Here is an 18,775-nt window from a genome sequence, read left to right as displayed (position 1 = left end):
GCGGCTGACGGAGGTCAGTATGCAACTCTTCAAGCGCGCCGACGGCGCTGAGCAACCCTTCTGGGCCTGCGGTCCATTCAAGATCCGGCTGCCGTTTATTCACTATCGCTGGGAAACCGCCGAGATGATGCAGGCGCTGATCATGTTCGTGGTCAGTCTCGGCATGATCCCGCTGCTGGAAAAGTACCTCGGCCTGCCCTATGACGTGGCGCTCGCCTACGTCGTTGTATGCGGCGTAGGCTTCATGTTGCCGGCGCTGCTCGGCGTGCCGATGGTGCCCGGCTGGATTACCCCTGCGATTCCAGTGGTACTGTTGTTTCTGAGTGATTTCGAACCTGGCCCTGAGGCCATCCAGGCACTGTTCGCGCTGCAGTTCCTGGTATTCCTGATCTTCCTGATATTGGGCGTGACCCGACTCGGCAGCGTGATGGTGCGCATCGTGCCAAACTCGATGAAGGGCGGCATCATTATCGGCGCGGGTATCGCTGCACTGATGGGCGAGATATCCAGCGGTGGACGCCTGGCCAACACGCCGATTTCGCTGGTGCTGGGTAGCCTGATCTGCCTGTACCTGATGTTCTCGGTATCCTTCAAGGGACTCACCGAGCGCGTGCCAATGATGCGCAAGATCGTCAATTACGGCATGGTGCCCGGGATGCTGGTAGCCATCATCGTCGGCATCGCCGTGGGTGAGTACAAGATGCCCGACGTGCGCTGGGGCATCACCCAGCCGGCGTTTGGCGAAATCTGGAACTACCTGCCGTTCAATGTCGGCTTTCCGGATCCAGAGATATTCCTGTACGCGGTTCCCACCGCTGTTATCGCCTACATCATCGCCTTCGGTGACATCATCGTTGGTCAATCGCTGATGCAACGTGCCGACGAGCTGCGCCCGGACGAGGTGATCGAGAACAACATCGACCGCGCGCACATCGTCACCGCCCTGCGCAACGGCCTGCACGCCTTCTTCGCACCCTACCCCGGCCTCGCAGGTCCGATCTGGACCGCTGTCGCTGCCACCATGGCCGAGCGTTACAAGTACGGTCGCAAAGCGATGGACTCCATCTATAGCGGCGCAGGCACCTTCTGGATTACCGGTTTTCTCGCGCTGTTCATGCTGCCACTGGTGAGCTTTTTCCAGCCGGTGCTGCCCATCGCTCTATCGCTGACGCTGATTCTCACCGGCTATATCTGTCTGATGGTCGGCTTCGAGCAGCTGAACAACAATACCGAGCGCGGCGTGGCCGGCACCATGGGTGTCGTACTGGCGGTATATGGCGCAGGTTGGGGCCTGGCGGCGGGCGCGGTGCTGTATCTGCTGGTGGAACGCACCCATGTCCTGCGCTTTCGCAGCGTGCGTGATACCGACACGGACGCCGAGACCAGGGAGACTGCGGTCGACACGACTGCAGTCCGCGATACCCCATGATCACGGCTGCCAGGCTTACGCCTGGCAGCTGTCAGCAAAGGAGAATATCTGTGCGCAGCTTTACCACTATTGAGGGCAACAGCCAGCGTCTGGACGGCGGCGCCATGTTCGGCAACGCACCCAAGGCACTCTGGTCGCGTTGGGTCGAGACGGACGAAGCCAACCGCATACGGCTGAGCTGCCGCGCCATGCTGGTGCAGGAAGACGATCGCAATATTCTGGTAGAGACTGGCATCGGCGCCTTTTTCGAGCCCAGGCTCAAGGAACGCTACGGCGTTGTCGAATCCGGCCATGTACTGCTCGACAGCCTCGCCGCGGCAGGCCTGCGTCATGAAGACATTGACGTGGTGGTGCTGACACACATGCATTTCGACCACGCCGGCGGCCTGCTGTCGGAGTGGGATGCGAACAAGCCACTGCAGCTGCTGTTTCCCAACGCCACCTTCGTCACCGGACAGCGTCATTGGTGCCGTGCCAAGCGCCCACATCCGCGCGATCAGGCATCGTTCATCCCCGAGCTTCTGACAATGATGGAAGACAGCGGCCGACTGGAACTGATCAACGATGGCGACCAGTCTCAAACGCTTGGCCCTGACTGGCGCTTTCGTTTCAGCGACGGCCATACCCCGGGGCTGATGATCCCCGAGTTCGATATGCCAGACGGCCCGGTGGTATTCCCAGGCGACCTGATTCCCGGCGCGCCCTGGGTAAACCTGCCCATCACCATGGGTTACGACCGGTTTCCGGAAGGCCTGATCGAGGAAAAAGAAGCCCTGCTCGACTATCTGGTTGCCGCAAAAGGCCGACTGGTTTTTACCCACGATCCACAGGTGGCGGTAGCTCGGGTGGAACGAGATGAAACCAGCGGCAAGTACAGTGTGTGCCAGCAGCTGAGTGCTGCCAGCGGAATGACTCGGTAGCACGTTACCGTTGGCCGCCTGCGCTCGAACGAACGCAGGCCGCGCGGCGCTACTCTGCAGCCTTGCTGCCTGGCTCGTAATACCCCACCACTACCAGATAATCACCGACCTTCCGCGCATGGGCGTGCTTGCTCTCGATGTCGCCGCTGATCGGGTGCTTCCACTGGTAGCTGAATTCCGCAGTATCGGACTTGGCGATCTTGTCTACCGCTTCCTTTCCGAAGGGCTTGCCGGTGGTATCAGTCAATTGACTGAAGTCGCGGCCTACCAGTCGAAGATTGGAGCCATGGGCAACAAAACGATTGTTCTCAAGTTCCACCACAAAAACATACAGGTCATCCTTGTAGAACCTTGAATCAAGCGCATTGACTGCCTTGAAGGTTTCTCGCGGATCCGCACGTACAGCCTCTACTGCCGTGTCCAGCAACTTCAGGGCATCTTCAGCGCTCGCTCGGGGCTGGTAATAGCCCACCACAAAGATCTTGTCCTCGACCCGCTGATAATACACGTGCTTGGTAATTTCGCGCCCGGCGGTCTCCCACCCGCTCCAGGGGTATTCCCCTTCGTGAATGGTGTCGGACTCCGGCCTGCTTAGTGCGTCCTCGAATTTTTTCTTCAGATCATCGTCGACCGCGTTGTAAATATCCCGGCCGGTCAACATGACCGACGGCCCGCCGCTGGCCAGCATGATGCCGTTGGTGTTCACCACATAGACGTAGAGGTTGTCCTTGACGAAGGGCCCTTGCCTGCTGAAAACGGCCAGGGCCTTATCCCCGTTTTCCTTGTAGTACTCAACCGCTTCGGTGAGAAGCTCGCGGGCTGCTTCTGCATCCTCAGACTCAGCCGTAGTCTGAGCTTGCACAGGCATAACCAGACTGGTGCAAATCACCATCAAAAACCGACACATCTGTTTTATCAGCATCACTACGTTTCCTTTTACTGCTGTCTTTGTTTCTATCATGGAGTCACTTGCCCACAACTGGGAGTCCGGCAATGCTGCCCCGTGCAATACTTCAAGAATCCATACGGAGCTTAGTTCAGCACAGCCAGTAGGCAAGAACTCCTGGTGCTCTGGTACCGAGCAGGTGCTGCCTGCTGTGTCGCCTGGTTCGGTGCCAGGCAGCCTTTCTTGGTGGACCGGCTTCGAGGAAACAGTCCAATAAAAACATTTTGATTTGTTTTATTGTTAAGGTTAGTCTGATATGGATTTCAGGGCAAGCTGATCGCTCCCCCGCTTCGCAGGATAAAAACAACAACTCAAGAAGGCTCCGGCTATGACCACTGTTCCCAATAAGCAAAAAAATCTGATTTCCCAACTCGGCACCATCATGCAGCTGGCCTGGGTACCGAAAAACTACGATGCCACTTTGCACTATTGGACGGAAACCATGGGAGTCGGCCCCTTTTTCGATATGCAGCATATACAGGTCGATGCCTGCAAATACCGTGGTCAACCTGTCGAGCTGGATTTCTCAGTGGCCATTGCCTACTGGGGCGACATGCAGATTGAGCTCATCCGGCAACACAATGACGCACCATCCATCTACCAGCGCTGGCTCGAGCAAGGCCACGAAGGCATGCATCATGTCTGCCTGGTCGTGGACAATATGGACCAGGCGCGTGCCACATGCGCGGCAAACGGTGCCGAGGTGATGCAGGAAGTCTGGCTACCGGGTGGCGGCGAAGCGATCTACGTTGATGCCGGTGGGCTGCTGGTAGAATTGATCGACTTCCCCACTGAGCATATGGCCGTTTTCGATGATATGAAAGCCGCCGCTGCCAGCTGGGATGGCAACGACCCAGTACGACTGCTGGGTTGATATCCCGCCCATCGAAGCGAACCTGATCAGTCGAACAAAAGAGATGCCCATGAACGTAGCCACCCTTTCATACCCGACCGAGGCGACACTGCCAACGATCAGCCAGGCGTTGCCGCTGATCGCGGACTACCTGAACACTCAAACTGGGGCGCAGGGTACCCATATCAGCAAAGCGACTCGCCTGTCCGGGGGTGCAATACAAGAGAACTGGTTGCTGCAGGTACATCAGCAAGGCGGCACTATGGATGGCGACAACCGCTGGGTGTTGCGTACCGATGCCCCTTCCGGAGTTGCAGCAAGCATGACGCGGGCGCAGGAGTTTGCCGTGCTGCGCTGTGCATTCGACGCGGGCGCCAAGGTCCCCGAGCCGCTGCTGCTGTGCTCGGATCCCGATGTTGCGGGGCGTGAGTTCTTCATCATGCAGGCATTGGACGGAACGGCCTCCGGTCCGCAGTTGACCCGCGATACATCGCTCGATCCGCAACGCGCAGCCCTGTGTCATGAGTTGGGCGTCAGTCTCGCCAACTTGCACCGCATCGCCCCGCCGCACCCGCAGTTGGGTTTTCTGCCGGAACCGGCTGCGGATCATGCTCAAGCCTGTATTAGTACCTACCGCAACTACCTGGATACCCTCAACGATGGATTTCCGGTATTGGAATGGGGGTTGCGCTGGTGTGAGCTGAACCGCCCTCAACCCATGGTGCCCTGTCTGATACACCGCGACTACCGCACCGGCAATTACATGGTGGCGGATGGGCAGCTGAGCGGAATTCTGGATTGGGAGTTCGCTGGCTGGGGGGATCCCAGGGAAGATATCGGCTGGCTCACCGCACGCTGCTGGCGTTTTGCCGGACCGGACCGAGAAGCGGGCGGGGTCGGTGCGCTGGATGATTTTCTGTCCGGCTACAACAGCGTCTCCGACCTGCAGATCGACCGACCGACTCTGACCTATTGGCAAGTCATGGCGCACCTTCGCTGGGCTATCATCGCCTTGCAACAGGCCGAGCGCTATCTGAGTGGCGGTGAGGATTCGCTGGAGCTGGGCCTGACCGGACGCATGTTGCCTGAGTTGGAACAGGAAATACTGTTACTCACCGGAGTCCCCCTATGAGCCGTCCCCATGCCGACGCCTTGCTGCAAACGGCCAGACAGACACTATTTACTCAGTTGTTGCCGGCGTTGCCCAAAGAACTGCATTACGAAGCCAGAATGATCGCCAATGCCATGATCATCGCCGCACGCGAGCAGCAGCTGGGTGAATCCAGCGCTGCACAGGAGCGGGCGAACCTTCAGGCTCTGCTGGGTACAACACAACCTCAGCAGTCCGAACAAGAACTTCGCGTCCAGCTCGGCAAGCGCATCCGGCAAGGCGAATTCGACCAACAGAGCCAGCTCGCTGAACTGCTACTACAGATCACTCACAGCAAGCTGGCCATCAGCAACCCCAAAGCCGTGCGCAACTGACGCGCCCGCGATACCGGAGAAACAGTATGGATTTCAGCCTTGACCAAGATCATCTCGAATTGCGTCAGCGCACCCGCGAGTTCATAGCCGAGCAGGTTGTTCCGCTGGAGCGGGACGCGCGGCAGACTGCCCATGGCCCCAGCGAAGAGCTACGCAACGAGCTGGTCGAGCGTGCACGTCACGCCGGTCTGCTTACACCCCACGCATCAACGGAACTGGGTGGGCTAGGACTCAGCCACCGTGCCAAGGCCATTGTGTTTGAAGAGGCCGGCTATTCACCCTTGGGTCCGATCGCGCTGAATATCCATGCCCCGGACGAGGGCAACATCCACATGATGGAGGTCGTCGCAAACGATGCGCAGAAGGATCGCTGGCTCAAGCCATTGATTGATGGGCGAATCAGATCCTGTTTCGCCATGACCGAACCTGATCCAGGCGCCGGCTCCGACCCTTCGATGATGAATACCACCGCCGTCAAGGACGGCGATGACTATGTCATCAATGGAAGAAAATGGTTTATCACCGGTGCGAGCGGTGCCAGCTTCGCCATCATCATGGCGAAGATGGAGGATGGCAGAGCCACCATGTTCCTGACCGATACCGACCGCCCGGGTTTCAAGCTCGAACGCATGATGGATTCACTGGATAGCTGCTTCACCGGCGGACATGGGGTCATTGAGCTGGAAAACCTGCGGATCCCGGCCAGCGACGTGCTCGGCGAGATCGGCAAAGGCTTTCGCTATGCCCAGGTTCGCCTGGCGCCAGCCCGTCTTACCCACTGTATGCGCTGGCTCGGAGCAGCCCGGCGCGCGCACGATATCGCCTGCGACTACGCACGCACCCGCCAGTCTTTCGGCAAGCCCCTCGGTGAGCATCAGGGCATCGGATTCATGCTGGCAGACAACGAAATGGATCTGCACAGTACCCGCCTGGCCATCTGGCATTGCGCCTGGGTGCTGGATCAGGGCGAGCGCGGCAATATCGAATCAAGCATGGCCAAGGTGCTCAGCTCGGAAGCCATATGGCGGGTGGTGGATCGTTGCGTACAGATCCTCGGCGGCCAGGGCGTCACGGGCGAACAGATTGTAGAACGTATTTTCCGGGACGTACGCCCCTTCCGCATCTACGATGGTCCCAGCGAGGTCCATCGCATGAGCATAGCCAAGAAAATCATGGCAGGAGAACTGCGTTAAAACGAGCTGCGCCGTGACGCGGCGCGCACCTGATTGCGCCGCGTTCTAGCCTTGGGTCACTGGATCTCCTTCATTTCAGCTGACCCTTTTTTACAAGTAAAAGCCTGCCTCGGCGGGCATTCAAAGAGATATATCCATGGCACAACGTCAGATCTACGTCGTGGGCGCAGCCCGCACCGCCATAGGCACCTTCGGCGGTTCCCTGAAAGACCAACCGCTGAGCAGCATTGCCACCGTCGCCGTCAACGCAGCACTGCAACGCTCGGGTGTCAGTCCCGACGCCATCGACCACGTGGTCATGGGCAATGTGATTCCCACTGAGCCACGCGATGCTTATCTGAGCCGCGTGGCGGCAATGGACTCCGGCATTCCCAAGGAAACCCCGGCGTTCAACGTCAACCGACTCTGCGGTTCCGGCCTGCAGGCAATCATTTCGGCTGCCCAGTCCATTCTGCTGGGCGACGCCGAAATTGCGATCGGTGGCGGTGCGGAAAGCATGAGCCGCGGCCCCTTTATACTGCCCGGTATGCGCTGGGGTGCCCGTCTCGGCGACAGCCAGGCCGTCGACTATATGAACGGCATCCTGCACGACCCCTGGCAGCGCATCCATATGGGTGTCACCGCCGAGAACGTTGCCAAGCGTTATAACATCAGCCGCGAAGCGCAGGATGAGCTGGCGCTGGAAAGCCAACGTCGCGCTGCGCGGGCCACCGCCAAGGGCTACTTCAAGGACCAGATCGTCCCGGTGGAGATCAAGACCCGCAAGGGCGTGATTCAATTCGACACCGATGAACATATTCGCGCGGAAGCCAGCCAAGAGCAGCTTGGAGCCATGAAACCTGTATTCATCAAAGAGAATGGCACCGTTACGCCAGGCAACGCATCAGGCCTTAATGACGGCGCCTCCGCCCTGGTTCTGGCTGAAGAGCAGGCAGTGAAACAACACAACCTGGTGCCGATGGCGCGTCTGGTGGGCTATGCGCATGCCGGCGTCGAACCGGATTACATGGGCATAGGTCCCATTCCCGCTACCCGCCTGGTGTTAAAGCGCACCGGCATCAGCCTGGCGGAAATCGATGTGATCGAAGCCAACGAAGCGTTCGCCGCCCAGGCCTGCGCGGTCATTCAGGAGCTGGGGTTCAATCCGGAGATCGTTAACCCGAACGGCTCAGGCATATCCCTTGGCCATCCAGTCGGTGCCACCGGCGCCATCATCAGCACCAAGGCGATTTACGAATTGCACCGCACCGGGGGCCGCTACGCGCTGGTGACCATGTGTATTGGTGGTGGTCAGGGTATTGCCGCGATTTTCGAACGAGTGTGAAGCCAGCCATGCGAGAGCAAACATCCATGCAGATCAATACAGTAGGCGTTATCGGCGCCGGCACGATGGGAAATGGCATCGCTCAGATTTGCGCCAGCGCAGGTCTGAAAGTTGTCCTGGTAGACATCGCGGACGCCGCGCTTGACAGAGCCATGTCAACTATCGACGCCAGTCTCGACAAGCTGATCCGAAAGGAAAGCATCACCGACAGCGACAAACAGCAGACGCTGGACAACATTCACACCGCTACCAATTTGCAGGCCCTGGCGGGCGCGGATCTGGTGATAGAAGCGGCCTCCGAGTCCGAGCAGGTGAAGCTGTCGCTGATCCGTCAGGTGGATGAGATTGTGTCTGCCGAAGCGATCGTTGCCAGCAATACCTCATCCATCTCCATCACCCGACTGGCCGCAGCGAGCAGCCGCCCACAACGCTTCATTGGTATGCACTTCTTCAATCCCGTGCCAGTCATGGCGCTGGTCGAGCTGATCCGGGGCCTGCAGACAGATGACAGGACTCATGAAGCCGCTCGCGCCTTTGCCGAGACCGTTCACAAGACCGCCATCAGCGTGCGCAACCACGCAGGCTTTGCGGTCAACCGCATCCTTGTACCGATGATCAACGAAGCAGTCTTCGTCCTGCAGGAAGGCATCGCCAGCGCCGAGGATATCGACATGGGCATGCGCCTGGGCTGCAGCCATCCCATCGGGCCGCTGGCACTGGCGGATCTGATCGGCCTGGATACGCTGCTGGCGGTGATGGACGTGCTCTACGCCAGCTTCAACGACAGCAAATACCGCCCCGCTCCGCTTTTGCGGGAGATGGTCGAGGCAGGTTATCTGGGTCGCAAGAGCGGTCGCGGCTTCTACCGGTATCCGGCGTGAAGGTGCGGACATGACCCAGAGAGAATCCATTATGCCCAGCTCGCCTTTGAAGACTGAACGCAACGGTGCCCTGCTGCATCTGCGCTTCAACCGACCTGCTTCGCTCAATGCGATAGACAGCGCCATGGCCGGCGTTTTTCAGCAGTCTGTCGAACAGGCCGTGGCAGATCCCGACATTCGAGTCATTGTGCTGAGCGGCGAAGGACGCTCATTCATGGCCGGCGGTGACATCGCCCAATTCGCGGCGGATCCCGACAGCATCCCCGATAGCTTGATCGAACCGATGAATCAGGCCATCGACCTGCTCAGCCGGTGCGACAAGATCGTGCTCGGCAGCGTACAGGGCCCCATCGCTGGCGCCGGCATGAGCCTGGCGTTGGCATGTGATCTGTTGATTGCCGCGGACACTACCCGCTTCAGCTTTGCCTATACGGCACTAGGCGTCAGTGGCGATCTGGGCATCACCTGGACGCTTCCGAGACAGCTCGGCCTGCGCCGCGCCATGTCTGTTGCACTGTTGGGAGAGACCATCAAAGCGGAAGAAGCGCTGGCGCTGGACCTGGTCAACCAGCTGGTACCGGCTGACCACCTGGAAGACCGGACTGAGGAATTGGCCCAGCGCTTGTGCAGGTTGCCCGCACTGGCCGCAGGCAACATCAAACGCTTGCTGCGCAGCGGCCTGGAACAGGATCTAATCAGCCAGCTGGCAGCGGAAAAGCAGGCCTTCAGCCAATGTATAGCGCATCCGGACTTTGACAATGCAGTGCAGGGGTTCCTGACCAAGCGCAGCTGATTCTGCTCCGCCTGGATCTCAACCGGTGGCCGTCTCCACAGAGGCGGCTTGCCGTTGATGCAACAACAGCCCCAGGCCAATCAATATGGCTCCCCACCACACTTCAGGCGGCAGCTCTTCGGCATTGAATACCCTGCCCACCACCAGTGCCAATACTGGAGTGATCACGAGAATCAGCGCGACACTGGCCGACTCCATATTCCGCACGATGAAGTAATACAGCGCGAAACCGAGCACCGAGCCGAGTACCCCCAGATAGACGATCGACAAGCTGCTACGCAGGCTGAAGGAGTCAGGCCAGAGCGCGCCATCCAGCCACCAGGCCAGGGCGAACAGCGGAGCCGCCACCAGCAGCGCGCCAGTCGTTGTCGCCAGAGGGTGGCTGTCATCGTTGATGACCTTGAGCCCGACCAGTGACGCGGAGTTACATAACACGCCTAACAGCAACGCCATTACCCCGGCCGCAAAGCCCGGCTGCATGACCAGCGTGCCATCGAGAAAGATCAACGCCAGCCCGGCCAAACCCAGCAGCATTCCGGCCAACCTGAGGGGCGTAAAAGCCCGCTCTTGCAGCCACCACGCGGCCAGCAGGCTGGTCACCAGCGGCGAGGTGCCGAAGATGACCGACATCAGTCCTGATTCGATCCGGGTCGACGCCCAATAAACGCAGAACATGGCCATGAAAAGCCCAAGCCCCGCACACGCATAACTGCTTATCGCACGTCGATGTAGCGCCAGAGGTATCCGCCAAAGCGCCAGCACAAGCAATGCGCAGCCCAGCGCGAGCACCATGCGCAACATGGCAGCCAGGCTGAAACCGCTATCCACAGCGCCCCATTGAATGGCCAGCGGTGTGGTAGCCCAGATAAGAACTACCACACCGTATGCAACCGACAGATGCACCGCCGGCTTAGAGGTCAAGTATCAGCCGCTTGCTGACGGATCTCGAGCAGCACGGGGTAAACCAGCCTTCGTCGTCACGTTCCGAGTCGCTGAGCACCTGATCCCTATGGTCCGGTGTGCCTTCCAGTACCCGGGTAATGCAGGCGCCGCAGATGCCTTGCTCACAGGAGGTCATTATCTCGACCCCTGCCTCGGCCAGGACAGAGACGATCGTTTCATCTTCGCCGACCTGATAAACCTGGCCACTGCTGGCAACCTGCACTTCAAAGGTCTCGTCATCGCTGGTATCTACTGGCTTGGCACTGAAGAACTCGAAATGAATGCGCTCTTCGGGCCAGCCCTGCGACCGGGCAGTCGAGGTGACAAAGTCGATATAGCCGCTCGGACCACATACATAGAGATGGCAATCATCACCTGCCGCCTGAAGTACCGCAGGCAGATCGAGCTTCTGGTCTGCCGGACCATCGTCGTAGTGAAAGTGCACTCTGCGCGCGAATGTGGACTCGCGGATGCGATCCAGAAAAGCCATGCGCTCTTCACTGCGTGAGGAATAATGCATGCTGAAATCAGCATCGATTTTCGCCAGTCGCTCGGCCATACAGAGGATCGGGGTGACGCCAATGCCACCAGCGAGCAGTAATGACTTGTGAGCATTGTGCGCCAGCGGAAAATGATTGCGCGGTAGGCTGATTCGGATGACCTGCCCCTCTTGTAGCTCATCATGCACGGCGATAGAACCACCTCGTGAAGCAGGATCACGGAGCACGCCGATCACGTATCGATGGTCCTCTGCGGAATCGTTACAAAGAGAGTATTGGCGGACGAGGCCTGGGCGTATCTCTACATCAATATGTGAACCAGCACTGAAGCCGGGCAGCTTGCTGCCATCAGTAGGCGCTAGCTCCAGGGACGTGATATCCAGTGCTTCCATGGTTTTTCGGGCAATACGGACATTAAGGGAGGCAGTATCCATGGACAGTTCCTATTTGTTTTTATCAAGCGGCATTGTTTTCCAGGCGCTGGCGGATATCCGCGCGCAGCTGGTCTTTTCTGATTTTCCCTGAAGCTGTTCGGGGAAAATCGTCCACTACTATCAGTCGCTCGGGAATCTTTTGTCGGGCGACCCCGGCGCTCAGCACGTTCTGAACCATATCGTTCAAGGTTAGCTGCGCGCCCTCGCGCAGGATGACATAGGCACACAGGGTTTCACCCAGACGCGCATGCGGCATGGAAACCACCGCAGCCTCATCTATTTGCGGTACCTGGTGCAGAATATCTTCCACCTCCTTGGCACTGATTTTTTCGCCACCCCGATTGATCAGATCCTTTTTACGTCCGGTGATGACAATTGCATTGCCGTGTACCACCTTGCCGAGATCGCCGGTGGCGAAGTAGCCCTCTGCATCAAAGCTGGCGGCTGTCTGTTGCGCATCTGCGTAACCCAAAAACATCGCCGGGCCTCGAATCATCAACTCGCCCTCGCTGCCTTCAGCCAGCGAGCGGCCGTCGTCGTCGACTACCTTGACGTCGTAGTCCATGATCTCGCCATCCGTCGTCGCCGCCAGTTCAAGCTGATCCTCGCCAACGAAACCCAGGGTGACCAAGGGGACTTCGCTGGAACCGAAAACCCTGAATGCACGGCACTGGTCAAGTACTTCGCCAGCCTTGTAGATCAGTGCTGGAGGCACCTCGGCTCCGCCGCAGGCGAAGGCGCGCAGCGAAGGTAAGCGACGTCCGTGCTTTTCTGCCTGGGCCAACAGCTCGTGCAGGAATGGCGTCGCGCCCAGGCTCACAGTGACCTGTTCGCGGTCGATGATTTCGAGCGCCTCCTCCGCGTTCCAACGGTCCATGAAAACAGTCCGGGCAGGCAGGTAGAACGGCAACTCCAGACCGCTCAACCCGGTGACATGGGTCACTGGCGATGCCATCAGCAGAATGCCACTATCCCCGCCGGCCCAATGCTCGAAGCCACGCTTGAGCCGGATCGGACCGGAATTATGCGAATGCAGCACGGCCTTGGGCTTGCCGGTGGTGCCCGAGGTATAGAGCACCAGTTTCACTGAGTTGGCGTCCACTTTTGGCAGATCAGTCGCTGCCCCCCCTTCGGCCAGCAGGCTTTCATAATCATCCGTTACAGAATGCTCGCCTCGCACCTGACAGAGCACCCGCAAAGCAGGCAGCTCGGCACTGAGGCCCTGCATCATTTCGGCGTAATCGAACCCGCGATACACCGATGGAAAGAACGCAGCCTTCACCCCTGCATCGGCCAGCATGAAGGCGACTTCGGCGTTGCGATAGATCGATACCACAGGAACGATCACCAAGCCCAGCAGACTGGCAGCGAGATCCACTACCGCCGCTTCGCGCCAGTTGGGCAGCTGGAAGCTGATGGCATCGCCCTGAACCAACCCCCGACGTTCCAGCGCACCCGCCAGGAGGAAAGCGTCATCCAGCAGCCCGCTTATCTCGCAGGGTTGTCCTTCAAATACATGGGTGATGCGCGTAGGGTCCTCGGCCACTATGTCCCTGGCCATGTCGGCTATGGTCTTGCCTACCCACTCACCACTTCTGGCGTACCGATCAATCGTTTGCGGATCCAGGCGAACAGTCCAGCCGCTGATATCTTTTTGCATTTTTCTCACTCCAGGATCAGTCAGGCGGCGCCCAGGCTGCTTTCAACAAAACGCGAAAAATGATGATCGCGTCCGCCTAGTAGATTATTGAGCAACATAATCCGGCGGTAGAAATGGCTGACATTGAGCTCTTCGGTGATGCCCAGGCCGCCGTGCATCTGCACGGCTTCATTGGCTACCTGCCGTGCTGATTGACTGATATAGGCTCGAGCGCCACTGACGATGCGCGACCGTTCGGCAGCGGGCTGACTGATTGCCCGCTCTGCAGCGCGGGTCAGCGCGAATGCCTCCTGTCTCAGCAAATACAGGTTTGCCATGCGGTGCTGCAGCGCCTGATTGGTTGCCAGCGGCCTGCCAAACTGTTTGCGCACCTTCAGGTAATCATTAGTGGTATTTAGCAACGCATCGATCATCCCGCAGGCTTCCGCACACAGCGCAGCATTGGCCTCATCAAGCAGCAAATCGATATGTTCTTCGATGCTCAAGCGATCCGCAGGAGTGTCCAGCAACTCCACTTCGGCGTTGTCCAGCACCACCCTGGCTGCGCCCCGGCCATCCAGCAGCCGGCAAGGACTACGCTGCACACCGGAGGCAGACGCATTGACCAGGCCCAGCTTCATTTCGCCGCTGCCATTGCGTACCGCCACCAGAAATCCATGTGCGGCATCGCCGTGCATCACCAGATCCAGTCGGCCGCTTAGCCTGTTATCTTCCAGCAGACAATCGTCAGCATGCTCCAGCGAACAGCTGAGCAGCATCTGGCCGGAGCCCAGCCCCTGCAACAAGCGCTCACGCTGCCCAGCATCGCCCAGCCGCGCCACCAGGGTGGTAGACAGGATCCCGCTGATCAGGAATGGCTCCTGCATCAGGTATTTCCCAACCACCTCCATCAAGGCACCGACTGAATTGGCATCGCCATCCAGGCCATCCATATCTTCGGGCAGGCGCAAAGTCAGAAAGCCGAACTCGGCCAGATCGCCCCACACCTTTTCATTGAACCCTGTGGATTCCTTTAGCATGCCCAGCCGGTCATTAAAGGCATAGTTATCCGCTGCGTACCGCTCAAGGCTGTCGCGCAGCATGCCAATGGTTTCAAGATCAGTTGTCATAGGCCGAGCACCACCTTGGCGATAATGTTGCGTTGCACTTCGGATGAACCGCCAAAGATGGTATTGGCGCGGTTGTAGAAGTGCTCCTTGAGGATGCCGCCGGTATCTTCCGGACCCAGAGGCGGCAGCCCATCAGCCGTGTGCAATGCATCTGGGTCGAACACCATAGCCGCCTCCCCCATTGCGTCCAGCAACGCATCCGTGACCTCTTGATACAGCTCGGTGCCTCGAATCTTGACCAGCGAAGCCTCACCACCATTATCCCGCTCTTCAAGCATTGCCATCACTGCGTCATAGGAGGCCACTTCGAGTGCGAGAAAACGCAATTCAAATTCGCCGATACGATTGCGCAGCAGTGGCTGATTGATCAGCGGCTCGCCTTTAACCTGGGTTTCGCGGGCGTACAATGTGAGTCGATCCAGAACATGCCTCGCCTGGCCCACGATGGCGCCGGCGGTACGCTCGTTCTTCAGCAGAAATTTGGCGTAGGTCCAGCCGGCACCTTCTTCACCGACCAGATTTGCCGCTGGCACGCGGACGTCTTCCAGCCAGACTTCATTGACATGGTGATAGCCGTCCATGGTGCTGATTGGCTTCACCGTAACGCCCTCGCTCCGCATATCGATCAACAGAAAAGAGATACCGCTCTGAGGCTTACCTTCGGTATTCGTGCGCACCAGGCAGAATAACCAGTCCGCCCACTGGGCGTAGGTGGTCCAGACCTTCTGACCATTAACCACGTAGTGATCACCATCACGAACAGCGCGGGTACGTAGGCCGGCCAGGTCAGAGCCGGCGTTCGGCTCAGAGTAACCCTGCGCCCAGAACTCTTCAGTTTTGACTATCCCCGGCAGAAACCGCTGCTTCTGCTCGTCACTGCCGAAACTGTAAATGACCGGACCCACGTATTTGACACCGAAGGGGATGACCCAAGGACACCCCAGCCGGGCCAGTTCGTCTTCGAACACGAAGCGCTCAAGCAATGACCACTCCTGGCCACCATGCTCCTTCGGCCAGTGGCCAGCAGCCCAGCCCTTCTGGTCCAGTAGCTGCATCCACTGCAGGTAGTCCTGCTTGTCCAGCACCTGGTGCCGGTGTGATTTGTCGCGCAGGCCAGCTGGCATTTCGTTGCGGTAAAAATGCCTTACCGCTTCGCGCAGCTGTTGCGCCTTGTCCAATACGCTGTTGTTCATTGTCATCTCTCGAGCCCGGCCATTTACTGCAGATAAAACCCGCCCGTGATGCCGGGCGGGGCACGCCGCTACTTGCCCAGACCCAGGTATTTATCCAGTGTCAGGTGATGGTGGCGAATGCGGCTTTCCTGGTAGCTGGCCAGCGTCACCTTGCCCTTTTTCGAGGCTTTCAGACCTTTGGTCATGGCGCCCAGGTTGCTCATATCCTGATCGAATACGGGTCCAAGTGCGCCGAGCTCCGGTGCTTGGGAGAAATCGAGATCATCTGGCAGGCTGGTCAAACGGGCACCCGCAGGACATGGCTCCCCTTCCTTATGGCGACCAAGCAGCCATATGTCGAAGATGCAGCTTTCGTGGTTATCGCCGTCAGGGATAGCGCGATAGACGATGTTGCCGAAGTAACCGGCCCACACCTGTGTATTGGGGAAAATCGAATACAGGATGGCGTCCTGTAATTCCGCAAGAGTCGCCTGGGACAAGTCATCACCGGACGCCTCGGAGAACATCTGACGATTCATCTCGCCGATATACTCGCGGGCGGTCATTCCCTCCGGCAGCACGTGACGACTGCTGTCCGCATCGGCCATGCGCCCGGACTCCTCCAGGATGTCGTGAAGTACCAACGCCTGATCTACGTCGTTCAGGTTCGAGCTTGTGACGGCCATCGGTGTAACACTGCGGCTGATGTTGTCGCCGTACATGTCATATTGGCTATCAATGTCGCCGGTAAAGGTCATGATCTGGGGATGCGTCGCCCGGGTGTGCATGGATTCCAGGAAGGCTTCCTGAGCAACCTTCCAGTTGCAGGGCATCCGTCGCTGCACATGGGCAACCGAGACAGAACGCTCCATGCTGTAATCCTCGAAATGCTCAGGCATTACGTCCAGGTGCTCTTCAAGCGAGGGCGCATCCGGATCAGGATTGATGAAGACAAAGCCGGCCCAGGTAGCCACCTTGACTTCCGGCAGCTTCATTTCACAGGGATCGACATGCTCGAAATCCCACTTGGTCGGCAGGCTCTTGAACTCACCTTGCAAATCCCAGGTGAAGCCATGGTAGGGACAGCGCAACTGGTTTACCGCACCGCTGCTCATGCGTAATGCTCGCCCCCGGTGCAGGCACGAGTTGTGGAAGCCACGAATGACACCGTCCTGACCGCGCATGATGATGATCGACGCATTGACTATGTCGTACACCACATGGTCGCCCGGCTTCTGTATATCTTCCGCACGGCAGACCATTTGCCATGCCTTGGTCCATAGTTTCTCGGCTTCCAGTTCATGAAACCAGCGCGCGCTGTAGCGCTCGATTGGCAGATCCTCATTCGTGAATCCCGGAAAACTGGAATCCAGGCGCTCAGGGACTGGGACTTTCTCCTGTTTCAGGAGCTCCTGGAACATATTGGGGTTGCCCACTTCTTCGGGGGGAAGAACGGTAAACTTCGCTTGTTTCAAGTTGCTCATACTGACGCCCTCATTATTTTTATAAGCGCTGCTGCAGGTACTACGGCGCTTCGAGAATAGTTACTGCGCTGACGCCTGGTGCGCCATACACATGGGTGTAACCGAGCCGTGGTGCGCCCGGGACCTGACGTGCTCCTGCCTGCTGACGAAGCTGCAGGCACACCTCAATCACCTGTCGCAGACCCGATGCACCTACCGGCTCACCGTTGGCCAGACAACCGCCATCGGTATTCACTGGCAGTCGCCCATCGATATTTGTCTCGCCCTGGCGTAACAGGTATTCCTGCTCGCCGTGCTCACAAAAGCCGTTTTCCGCCAGGTGAATGATTTCCGAGCCGCTGTCCGTATCCTGCAACTGGATGACATTGATATCTTCCGGGCCGACTCCAGCCTCCTCATACGCAGCGCGCGAAGCCGTCACCGTGGGCGCCGGCGCGGCCTCTGCCGCCAGCGACGGGCTGAACACTTCAAAGGAGCCATGGTGTCGAGTGCGCATCACCGCCGCCCGCACCAGTACCGGGCGATCGGTATAGCGATGCGCCTCGCTGGCCCGACACAACACAAGTGCAGCGCCACCCTCGGCGGGGTTGCAGAACATGTACTTGCGCAGCGGAAGATTGACCGGCATTGACTCGGCTATCTCTTCGTAGCTGAGCGCCCGTTGACGCCAGGCGTGGGGCGTCAACGCGCCATTCTGAAATGCCCGCTGCGCAACCCTGACCAGAGCGTCCTCGGAGATGCCATGTTCATGGAGATAACGCTGTGTTTTCAGCGCAAAGAACTGGGTGGTGAGCATGAGCCCTGTTTCGCCGTACCAGTCTTCCAGGCCCCAATCCGCTGGACGCGGATTGAAAGCACCGCGCGGATGCTTATCAAAACCCACCGCAACGCCAATATCTGACATACCCGAGCGCAACGCCGCAACCACGCTGGCGAGCGCGCTGCCGCCTGTGGCACAGCCGTTAGCCACATTGACGAAGGGCAAGCCGGTCAGACCAAGATGGTTACTGAGCGCATCGGCGTTGCCTGCGTCCTGGCTACCGCCATAGGCGACACCCACTTGATCCCAGCTCACGCCCGCATCCTTCAATGCTTCGCGCACGGCATGCGCGCCCTGAACCTGACCTGAGACACCGTCAGTGCGGCCGAAACGGTGCATACCCACACCGATAATTGCGATGTCTTCCATCAGACGGACTCCTCGGTCGGGTTGGACGGAGTGAAGGCGAAGGTACGCAAAACAGCATCTGCGCTTTTGCCGTAGTCAGCTTCCACCAGATGCATTGGCATCCCGATGGTTAATTTGGTCGGATCGGAAATCGTGAGACGGCTCTCTATCCTGATGCCGCTGGGCATCTCGATATAGCCAACGCCATAAGCTTCGAAGTCTTCCGGCGCCTCGCCGCCGTTATAAGGCGACTTGGGCTGAAATGCCTGCACCGTCCAGGACCATAGCGTTCCCTGTGACCCGAGCTCGCAGACGGCCATCTGACTGCCACAACAACGAGTGCAGCTATCGGTTGCAGGAAAGTAGTATTCGTGGCAGGTCACGCAACGGCTCCCTAACAGAACCAGCCCCTGCTCACTCGTATTCAGAAGATGGCGAGTCGCATGGTGAACAGAAACGTTGTCATTCATCTTATTCAGCCC

The 18,775-nt window shown here is 58.7% G+C and carries 18 protein-coding genes; 9 read left to right on the top strand and 9 right to left on the bottom strand.

Annotation, left to right across the window (positions count from 1 at the left end; all coding sequences use genetic code 11):
- Positions 1-19 precede the first annotated feature (19 nt).
- Both FZE95_RS10165 and FZE95_RS10160 read left to right on the top strand, forming a co-directional pair.
- Complete coding sequence (locus FZE95_RS10165; RefSeq protein ID WP_150300770.1) at positions 20-1,429, top strand: solute carrier family 23 protein; 1,410 nt, start codon at positions 20-22, stop codon at positions 1,427-1,429.
- 50 nt (positions 1,430-1,479) lie between these two features.
- Positions 1,480-2,349 (top strand): MBL fold metallo-hydrolase, encoded by an 870-nt coding sequence (locus FZE95_RS10160; protein WP_150300769.1) that lies wholly within the window; start codon positions 1,480-1,482, stop codon positions 2,347-2,349.
- A 49-nt stretch (positions 2,350-2,398) separates the two neighbouring features.
- Here the strand turns inward: FZE95_RS10160 and FZE95_RS10155 are convergent, their stop codons facing one another.
- Positions 2,399-3,256, bottom strand: coding sequence for a cache domain-containing protein (locus FZE95_RS10155; protein WP_397387128.1), 858 nt, complete (start codon positions 3,254-3,256; stop codon positions 2,399-2,401).
- 367 nt (positions 3,257-3,623) lie between these two features.
- On the opposite strand from FZE95_RS10155, the gene FZE95_RS10150 reads away from it, so the two are divergent.
- The 7 genes from FZE95_RS10150 (at position 3,624) to FZE95_RS10120 (ending at position 9,824) form a co-directional block, all read left to right on the top strand.
- A complete protein-coding gene (locus FZE95_RS10150; RefSeq protein ID WP_150300767.1) occupies positions 3,624-4,169 on the top strand; it encodes a VOC family protein in 546 nt (181 codons plus the stop codon).
- Positions 4,170-4,218: 49 nt separating this feature from the next.
- Positions 4,219-5,280, top strand: a complete 1,062-nt coding sequence (locus tag FZE95_RS10145; protein WP_150300766.1) for a phosphotransferase family protein — start codon at positions 4,219-4,221, stop codon at positions 5,278-5,280.
- On the top strand, positions 5,277-5,633 hold the full coding sequence (locus tag FZE95_RS10140) for a DUF6285 domain-containing protein (protein WP_150300765.1): 357 nt from the start codon (positions 5,277-5,279) through the stop codon (positions 5,631-5,633). The genes FZE95_RS10145 and FZE95_RS10140 overlap by 4 nt, the downstream gene beginning before the upstream one ends.
- 26 nt (positions 5,634-5,659) lie before the next feature.
- A complete protein-coding gene (locus FZE95_RS10135) occupies positions 5,660-6,826 on the top strand; it encodes an acyl-CoA dehydrogenase family protein (protein ID WP_150300764.1) in 1,167 nt (388 codons plus the stop codon).
- Between the two features lie 136 nt (positions 6,827-6,962).
- Entirely contained in the window at positions 6,963-8,150 is a 1,188-nt protein-coding gene (locus tag FZE95_RS10130) for an acetyl-CoA C-acyltransferase family protein (RefSeq protein WP_150300763.1), read from the top strand.
- 26 nt (positions 8,151-8,176) lie between these two features.
- Entirely contained in the window at positions 8,177-9,031 is an 855-nt protein-coding gene (locus FZE95_RS10125) for a 3-hydroxybutyryl-CoA dehydrogenase (RefSeq protein ID WP_150300859.1), read from the top strand.
- A gap of 10 nt (positions 9,032-9,041) precedes the next feature.
- Positions 9,042-9,824, top strand: coding sequence for an enoyl-CoA hydratase/isomerase family protein (locus FZE95_RS10120; protein WP_223825026.1), 783 nt, complete (start codon positions 9,042-9,044; stop codon positions 9,822-9,824).
- Positions 9,825-9,842: 18 nt separating this feature from the next.
- Here the strand turns inward: FZE95_RS10120 and FZE95_RS10115 are convergent, their stop codons facing one another.
- The 8 genes from FZE95_RS10115 to FZE95_RS10080 form a co-directional block, all read right to left on the bottom strand.
- Entirely contained in the window at positions 9,843-10,745 is a 903-nt protein-coding gene (locus FZE95_RS10115) for a DMT family transporter (RefSeq protein WP_223825025.1), read from the bottom strand.
- A complete protein-coding gene (locus tag FZE95_RS10110; protein WP_150300762.1) occupies positions 10,735-11,700 on the bottom strand; it encodes a PDR/VanB family oxidoreductase in 966 nt (321 codons plus the stop codon). Before FZE95_RS10110 ends, FZE95_RS10115 begins: the two co-directional genes overlap by 11 nt.
- Before the next feature lie 22 nt (positions 11,701-11,722).
- Positions 11,723-13,360, bottom strand: coding sequence for an AMP-binding protein (locus tag FZE95_RS10105; protein WP_150300761.1), 1,638 nt, complete (start codon positions 13,358-13,360; stop codon positions 11,723-11,725).
- 20 nt (positions 13,361-13,380) lie between these two features.
- A complete protein-coding gene (locus tag FZE95_RS10100; RefSeq protein WP_150300760.1) occupies positions 13,381-14,469 on the bottom strand; it encodes an acyl-CoA dehydrogenase family protein in 1,089 nt (362 codons plus the stop codon).
- Positions 14,466-15,662 carry an acyl-CoA dehydrogenase family protein gene (locus FZE95_RS10095; RefSeq protein ID WP_150300759.1) on the bottom strand — a complete coding sequence of 399 codons (1,197 nt, stop codon included), beginning with the start codon at positions 15,660-15,662 and terminating at the stop codon, positions 14,466-14,468. Before FZE95_RS10095 ends, FZE95_RS10100 begins: the two co-directional genes overlap by 4 nt.
- A gap of 68 nt (positions 15,663-15,730) precedes the next feature.
- A complete protein-coding gene (locus FZE95_RS10090) occupies positions 15,731-17,125 on the bottom strand; it encodes an aromatic ring-hydroxylating oxygenase subunit alpha (protein WP_150300758.1) in 1,395 nt (464 codons plus the stop codon).
- A gap of 40 nt (positions 17,126-17,165) precedes the next feature.
- Positions 17,166-18,314, bottom strand: coding sequence for a thiolase family protein (locus tag FZE95_RS10085; RefSeq protein ID WP_190324546.1), 1,149 nt, complete (start codon positions 18,312-18,314; stop codon positions 17,166-17,168).
- Positions 18,314-18,763: a Zn-ribbon domain-containing OB-fold protein gene (locus FZE95_RS10080; RefSeq protein ID WP_150300756.1), complete on the bottom strand. Its 450-nt coding sequence runs from the start codon at positions 18,761-18,763 to the stop codon at positions 18,314-18,316. The genes FZE95_RS10085 and FZE95_RS10080 overlap by 1 nt, the downstream gene beginning before the upstream one ends.
- Between the last annotated feature and the right edge of the window lie 12 nt (positions 18,764-18,775).

It is taken from the genome of Pseudomonas profundi, assembly GCF_008638305.1.
GTDB lineage: Bacteria > Pseudomonadota > Gammaproteobacteria > Pseudomonadales > Pseudomonadaceae > Halopseudomonas > Halopseudomonas profundi.
The sequence above is the reverse complement of the archived record's forward strand: the minus strand, read 5'-3'. Positions and strand labels throughout refer to the sequence as shown.

Coding starts and splice junctions, on each gene's coding strand:
- FZE95_RS10165 (WP_150300770.1), top strand. CDS start 20: ATGCAACTCTTCAAGCGCGCCGACGGCGCTGAGCAACCCTTCTGGGCC.
- FZE95_RS10155 (WP_397387128.1), bottom strand. CDS start 3,256: ATGTGTCGGTTTTTGATGGTGATTTGCACCAGTCTGGTTATGCCTGTG.
- FZE95_RS10150 (WP_150300767.1), top strand. CDS start 3,624: ATGACCACTGTTCCCAATAAGCAAAAAAATCTGATTTCCCAACTCGGC.
- FZE95_RS10145 (WP_150300766.1), top strand. CDS start 4,219: ATGAACGTAGCCACCCTTTCATACCCGACCGAGGCGACACTGCCAACG.
- FZE95_RS10140 (WP_150300765.1), top strand. CDS start 5,277: ATGAGCCGTCCCCATGCCGACGCCTTGCTGCAAACGGCCAGACAGACA.
- FZE95_RS10135 (WP_150300764.1), top strand. CDS start 5,660: ATGGATTTCAGCCTTGACCAAGATCATCTCGAATTGCGTCAGCGCACC.
- FZE95_RS10130 (WP_150300763.1), top strand. CDS start 6,963: ATGGCACAACGTCAGATCTACGTCGTGGGCGCAGCCCGCACCGCCATA.
- FZE95_RS10125 (WP_150300859.1), top strand. CDS start 8,177: ATGCAGATCAATACAGTAGGCGTTATCGGCGCCGGCACGATGGGAAAT.
- FZE95_RS10120 (WP_223825026.1), top strand. CDS start 9,042: ATGACCCAGAGAGAATCCATTATGCCCAGCTCGCCTTTGAAGACTGAA.
- FZE95_RS10110 (WP_150300762.1), bottom strand. CDS start 11,700: ATGGATACTGCCTCCCTTAATGTCCGTATTGCCCGAAAAACCATGGAA.
- FZE95_RS10105 (WP_150300761.1), bottom strand. CDS start 13,360: ATGCAAAAAGATATCAGCGGCTGGACTGTTCGCCTGGATCCGCAAACG.
- FZE95_RS10100 (WP_150300760.1), bottom strand. CDS start 14,469: ATGACAACTGATCTTGAAACCATTGGCATGCTGCGCGACAGCCTTGAG.
- FZE95_RS10095 (WP_150300759.1), bottom strand. CDS start 15,662: ATGAACAACAGCGTATTGGACAAGGCGCAACAGCTGCGCGAAGCGGTA.
- FZE95_RS10090 (WP_150300758.1), bottom strand. CDS start 17,125: ATGAGCAACTTGAAACAAGCGAAGTTTACCGTTCTTCCCCCCGAAGAA.
- FZE95_RS10085 (WP_190324546.1), bottom strand. CDS start 18,314: ATGGAAGACATCGCAATTATCGGTGTGGGTATGCACCGTTTCGGCCGC.
- FZE95_RS10080 (WP_150300756.1), bottom strand. CDS start 18,763: ATGAATGACAACGTTTCTGTTCACCATGCGACTCGCCATCTTCTGAAT.